A 6286-nucleotide genomic window follows, 5' to 3' on the forward strand; every position below is an offset into this window, starting at 1 on the left:
ACGGTTACTGGATCACCGACTTCACCCAGGTGGACCCGCACTTCGGCACGATGGAAGAGATGAAGCGGCTGGTCAAGCTCGCCCACCAGCGTGGCCTCAAGATCTACCTTGACGTGATCGTCAACCACACCGCCGACGTGATCAAGTACGCCGAGGACAGGTACGCGTACGTGGACAAGGCGACCTCGCCGTACACCGACGCGCAGGGCCGGGCGTTCGAGGACCGCAACTACGTCGACGGCTCCCGGGCGTTCCCGCCGGTCGACAAGGAGTCCTTCCCGTACACGCCGACGTTCGCCGACTCGAAGGACGCGAGCGTCAAGGTCCCGGCCTGGCTGAACGACGCGACCATGTACCACAACCGGGGTGACTCCACCTTCGCGGGCGAGAACAGCGAGTACGGCGACTTCTTCGGCCTCGACGACCTGTGGACCGAGCGTCCCGAGGTGGTGCGGGGTTTGACCAAGGCGTACGGGGACTGGATCGGCGCGACCGGCGTCGACGGCTTCCGGTTGGACACCGTGAAGCACGTCAACATGGACTTCTGGCCGCAGTTCAGCCAGGGCATCGAGCGGGCCGCGGAGAAGGCCGGCAAGAAGGACTTCTTCATGTTCGGCGAGGTGTACAGCGCCGACCCGGAGATCAGCTCCAGCTACGTCCGCCAGGGTGGTCTGCCGGCCACCCTCGACTTCGCCTTTCAGGAGGCCGCGCGGGGCTTCACCGCCGGTGCCGGCTCCGCGAAGGCGCTCGCCGACGTGTACGCCCGCGACGACCTCTACGCGGCCCGGGACACCGACGCGGGTCGGTTGACCACCTTCCTCGGCAACCACGACATGGGCCGGATCGGATCGTTCATCGCCGGTGGTGGCAGCGACCCGGCCAGCCACCTGCGTCGTGACCAGCTCGCGCACCAGTTGATGTTCCTGACCCGGGGCCAGCCGGTGGTCTACTCCGGCGACGAACAGGGCTTCACCGGCCCCGGCGGGGACAAGGACGCCCGGCAGGACATGTTCGCGTCGAAGGTTGCCGACTACCTCGACGACGACCTGCTCGGCACCGACCGTACGCACGCCAGCGACCAGTTCGACCCGACCCACCCGCTGTACCGGACCATCGCCGACCTGGGCCGGCTGCGCCAGGCCCACCCGGCGTTGCGCGACGGCGTGCAGGTCACCCGGTACGCGGCTGACGGGCCGGGCGTCTTCGCCGCCTCCCGGATCGCCCCGTCCGACCGCACCGAGTACGTGGTGGCCGTGAACAACGCCGACACCGCGCAGACTGTCACGGTGGACACCTGGTCGGCCGGCGCCACCTTCACCGGCATCTACGGCGGCACCGACCGCGCCACCGCTGGCGGGGACGGCGAACTGACCCTCACCGTGCCGCCGTTGTCAGCGGCGGTGTACCGGGCCGACAAACCCGTCGCACCGGCGGCCGACAAGCCGACCGTCACCATCACCAGCCCGGTTCCGGACGCGGCGGTCGCCACCAGGGCAGCGGTCACCGCCCGGGTGACCGGCGACCCGCTGGCCACCGTCACCGTCGCGGCGCGGGTGGCCGGCGGCCGGTGGACACTGCTGGGCAGCGCCGACCACGCCCCGTACACGGTGCAGCACGACCTGACCGGACTGGCCGGCGGCACCCGGGTCGAGTACAAGGCGGTGGTCCGCGACGGCCGGGGCCGTACCGCCACCGCCCGGTCCACCGCCGTCGTGGGAACCCCGCCGCAGGGCAGCTCCCGGGAATGGGCGGTGGTGCACTACCAGCGCCCGGCCGGAGGGTACGACGACTGGGGGCTGTACGCCTGGGGGGACATCGACCCGGCGTACGTCACCGAGTGGCCGAAGGGGCAGCCGTTCGCCGGGGAGGACTCCTACGGCCGGTTCGCCTGGGTGAAACTCAAGCCGGGCGCGACGTCGGTGAACTTCCTGGTTGTCGACAAGGCTGGTACGAAGGACGTCGCCCAGGACCGCAGCATCGACGTCACCCAGACCGGCGAGATCTGGCTCAAGCAGGGCGACCCGGCGATCTACCCGAGCAGGCAGGCGGCCGCCGGAGAACCGGAGCCGCCGGTCGAGGAGGGCACCGCCGTGCTCCACTATCGGCGGGCCGACGGCAACTACGACGGCTGGGGCCTGCACCTGTGGGACGGCGCGGCCAACCCGACCGAGTGGTCCGCCCCGCTGCGGCCGAGCACCGTCGACGCGTTCGGGGCGGTGTTCCGGGTGCCGCTGGCGACCGGTGCCACCGGCCTGAACTACATCATCCACAACGGCGACACCAAGGACCTGCCCGACGACCAGCGGCTCGACTTCGCCAGCGCCGGCCGGGAGGTGTGGCTGCTCGCCGCCACGCCCGGGCGTCTGCTGCCGTCGACGGCCACCACCGCCAGCGGAGACACCGACATCGGCAAGCAGGAGGCGCACTGGATCGACAGGTCCACTGTGGCGTGGCGGACACCGCCGACCGACGGCAGGACGTACGCGTTGGTCACCGCGCCCACCGGCGGGGTCAGCGTGGTCGACGGCGAGCTGACCGGCACGTACACCGCGATGCCGCTGCGGGCGCAGCGCAACGGGCTCACCGAGGCCCAACGCGACAGGTTCCCGCACCTGTGGTCGTACCGTAGCTTCGCCCTGGACCGGGCGGACCTGGCCAAGGTCCCGGCGGCGCTGCGGGGGCAACTGCTGGTCACCGAGCGCGACGCCGAGGGCGCGCTGCTCGCCGCGACCGGCGTGCAGATCCCCGGCGTGCTCGACGACGTGTACTCCCGCGCGACCGACGCCACGCTCGGGCCCACCTTCGCGGGGCGGACGCCGAGCCTCGCGCTCTGGGCACCGACCGCCCACAGCGTGCGCCTGCACCTGTTCGACTCGCCCACCGCCGCACCGAAGACGGTGCCGATGCGCCGCGACGACCGTACCGGCGTCTGGTCGGTGCGCGGCGACCACACCTGGACCGGCAAGTTCTACCGGTACGAGGTGCGGGCGTGGCAGCCGGCGGCGCAGCGGACGGTCACCGCGTCGGTGACCGACCCGTACTCGGTGGCCCTCGCCGCCGACTCCACACACAGCCAGCTCGTCGACCTGAACGACCCGGCGCTGGCACCTCCCGGGTGGCGCACGCTGCGCAAACCGGCACCGGTGCCGGCCGCGAAGGCGCAGATCACCGAGTTGTCAGTGCGGGACTTCTCCATCGCCGACGACACCGTGCCGGCCGGGCGGCGGGGGACCTTCCTCGCGTTCACCGACCCGGGAACCGCCGGCATGACCCACCTGCGGGCGCTCGGCGACGCCGGGGTCAACTACCTGCACCTGCTGCCGGCGTTCGACTTCGCGACGATCCCCGAGAAGCGGGCCGACCAGCGGCAGCCGGCCTGCGACCTGGCGGCGCTGCCACCGGACTCGCCCGAGCAGCAGAAGTGCGTGGCGGCGGTCGCCGAGACCGACGGTTACAACTGGGGGTACGACCCGCTGCACTACACAGTGCCCGAGGGCGGCTACGCCGTCGACCCGGTCGGCGCGGCGCGGACCACCGAGTTCCGGCGGATGGTCGCCGGGGTGAACGACGCCGGGCTGCGGGTGGTCATGGACGTGGTCTACAACCACACGTCGGCGGCCGGCACGGACGCGAAGTCGGTGCTCGACCAGATCGTGCCCGGCTACTACCACCGGCTGCTGGAGGACGGCGCGGTGGCCAACTCCACCTGCTGCGCCAACACCGCTCCCGAGCACGCCATGATGGGCAAGCTGGTGGTCGACTCGCTGGTCACCTGGGCACGGCAGTACAAGGTGGACGGCTTCCGCTTCGACCTGATGGGCCACCACCCGAAGGCGAACATCCTGGCCGTCCGGGCGGCCCTGGACCGGTTGACCGTCGCCCGCGACGGCGTGGACGGCAAGGCGATCATGCTCTACGGCGAGGGCTGGAACTTCGGCGAGGTCGCCAACGACGCCCGTTTCGTCCAGGCCACCCAGGCCAACATGGCCGGCACCGGCATCGGCACCTTCAACGACCGGCTGCGCGACGCGGTGCGCGGCGGCGGACCATTCGACGAGAACCCGAGGGTGCAGGGTTTCGCCTCCGGGCTCTACACCGACCCGAACGGCGACCCGGTCAACGGGTCACCGGCCGAGCAGAAGGCCCGGCTGCTGCGTGCCCATGACCTGATCAAGGTGGGGCTCACCGGCAACCTGCGCGACTACCGGTTCACCGACAGCGCCGGGCACGAGGTCACCGGGGCGCAGGTCGACTACAACGGCTCCCCGGCCGGCTACACCGCAGCGCCCGGGGAGGCCGTCACCTACGCCGACGCGCACGACAACGAGATCCTGTACGACGCGTTGGCGTACAAACTGCCGCAGGCCACCTCGGCGACCGACCGTTCCCGGATGCAGGTGCTGGCGTTGGGCACTGTGGTGCTGGGACAGGGCACCGGGTTCGTCACCGCCGGCACCGAACGGTTGCGGTCGAAGTCGCTGGACCGCAACTCGTACAACTCCGGTGACTGGTTCAACCGGATCCGCTGGGGTTGTGAACGGGGCAACGGGTTCGGCGCCGGTCTGCCGCCCGCGCCCGACAACGAGGACAAGTGGCCGTACGCGAAGCCGCTGCTGGCCGACCCGGCGCTGGTGCCGGACTGCGCGGCGATCAACACCACCGACGCCCGCTACGCCGAGTTGCTGCGCGTCCGGGCGTCGTCGCCGGTGTTCGGGCTGGCCACCGCCGAGCAGGTACAGCGACGGGTGGCGTTCCCACTGTCCGGCGCGCCGGAGACGCCGGGTGTGCTGACCATGACCCTGGACGCCAGTGGGCTGGGCGGGCCGTGGAAGTCGCTGACCGTCGTCTTCAACAGCACCCCGTCGGCGGTCGACCAGACGGTGACCGGACTGCGCGGAGCGGACGTGGCACTGCACCCGGTGCTTGTCGACTCGGCCGACCCGGTGCTGCGTACCGCCTCGTTCGACCGGGCGGCCGGCACCTTCACCGTACCGGCACGCAGCGTGGCGGTCTTCGTTCAGAAGTGACGTGAACCGGCCCCCTTCCGCGTCTCGCGGAAGGGGGCCGGCCCGTTGTGCTGGCGCTACGCCGTGCTCACAGTGAGGTGATCAGGCGAAGCAGTTCTCGATGGTGCCGCCCGGAATGGCCAGGCAGTTGGTCGGACGGTTCGCGGTGATGGCGGACTTGTCGTCCACGTTCACGTCTCCGAAGAAGCTGAAGACACCGCCCGGCTCGAAGGTGGAGAAGTTGTGGGCGACCTTCGTCTTCGACAGGTTGACCTCGCCGAAGATGTTGAAGATTCCGCCGCCGACCCCGATCGGGCCGATGGCCCGGTTACCGGCAACCTCGCTGTCGCGCAGCGTCGTGACGCTGAAGGCGTTGAAGAGCCCGCCGCCGAAGAAGCCGGCGGTGTTGTCCTTGATGCTGCTCTTCTCGAACGTGACAGCGCTGTCGAACGCGATGGCCACACCGCCACCGACACCGGCGGTGCTGTTCCGCTCCACCGAGACCTCGTGCAGGTTGAGCTGGCTGTCCGCCGCGGCCAGGCCGCCGCCGGCGAGGACCGCGGTGTTCGAGACGAACTTGGTCCCGTACGCCGTGGTGTTGCCCTCGATGTCGAGGTAGCCACCGCCGAAGCCCAGCGTCTCGTTGTCGTTGATCTCGGCCTTCTTGAGCTCGACCGTTCCGCCGTCGACGTCGTCGGCGAAGATCCGAGCGGCGCCGTTGGAGATACCGCCACCACCGATGATGGCCGTGTTGTCGGTGATCTTCGACTCCTCGACCTTGAGCAGGCCGGCGTTGAAGACACCGCCACCGAAGAAGAAGGCGGTGTTACGGGTCACGGTGCTGTGCCAGATCTTCGTGGTGCCGAAGTTGGCCACACCACCACCGTTGCCGCCCGACTGGTTCAGGACGACCTCGGACTCCAGGATCTCGGCGGTGCCGCCCGGCTGGACCAGGATGCCGGCGCCGTCGGTGTCCTCCGGGTACTCCACGAGCGGCGTGACGACACCCGCCTTGGCAGCCGGCGCGGCCTTGGCCGTGACCTTCGGAGCGGCCGTCAGGCCCGCCTTCGGGTTGGCCTGCCGGGCGGTGAGCGCCTGGTTCAGCGGAACGCCCGCCTTCACCTGAGCCGCGATCGCCTCGGAGTCCGAGTACGACGCCCAGACGGCCGCCGGCTCGACGCTGTTGTAGCGTTCGAGGGTCTGTCCACCCTTGATGGTCAGGCCCTTGATGGTGAGGTGACCGCCCGCGCCGACGTTGAGGATGCGGAAGTAGTCCGCGG

Annotated in this window: 1 protein-coding gene and 1 pseudogene; one reads left to right on the forward strand and one right to left on the reverse strand. The window is 70.4% G+C overall.

Going from position 1 to position 6286, the window contains the following annotated elements; genetic code table 11:
• Window positions 1-5027 (forward strand): pullulanase-type alpha-1,6-glucosidase (pulA, locus tag ABZ749_RS26655; RefSeq protein ID WP_357232637.1); only part of this gene is annotated, 5027 nt, incomplete at its 5' end.
• Window positions 5028-5108: 81 nt separating this feature from the next.
• Here pulA and ABZ749_RS26660 read toward each other — a convergent pair.
• A pseudogene (locus ABZ749_RS26660) lies at window positions 5109-6286 on the reverse strand (hypothetical protein); the annotation flags it as partial.

The organism is Micromonospora sp. NPDC047753, from assembly GCF_040642735.1.
Classification (GTDB): domain Bacteria; phylum Actinomycetota; class Actinomycetes; order Mycobacteriales; family Micromonosporaceae; genus Micromonospora.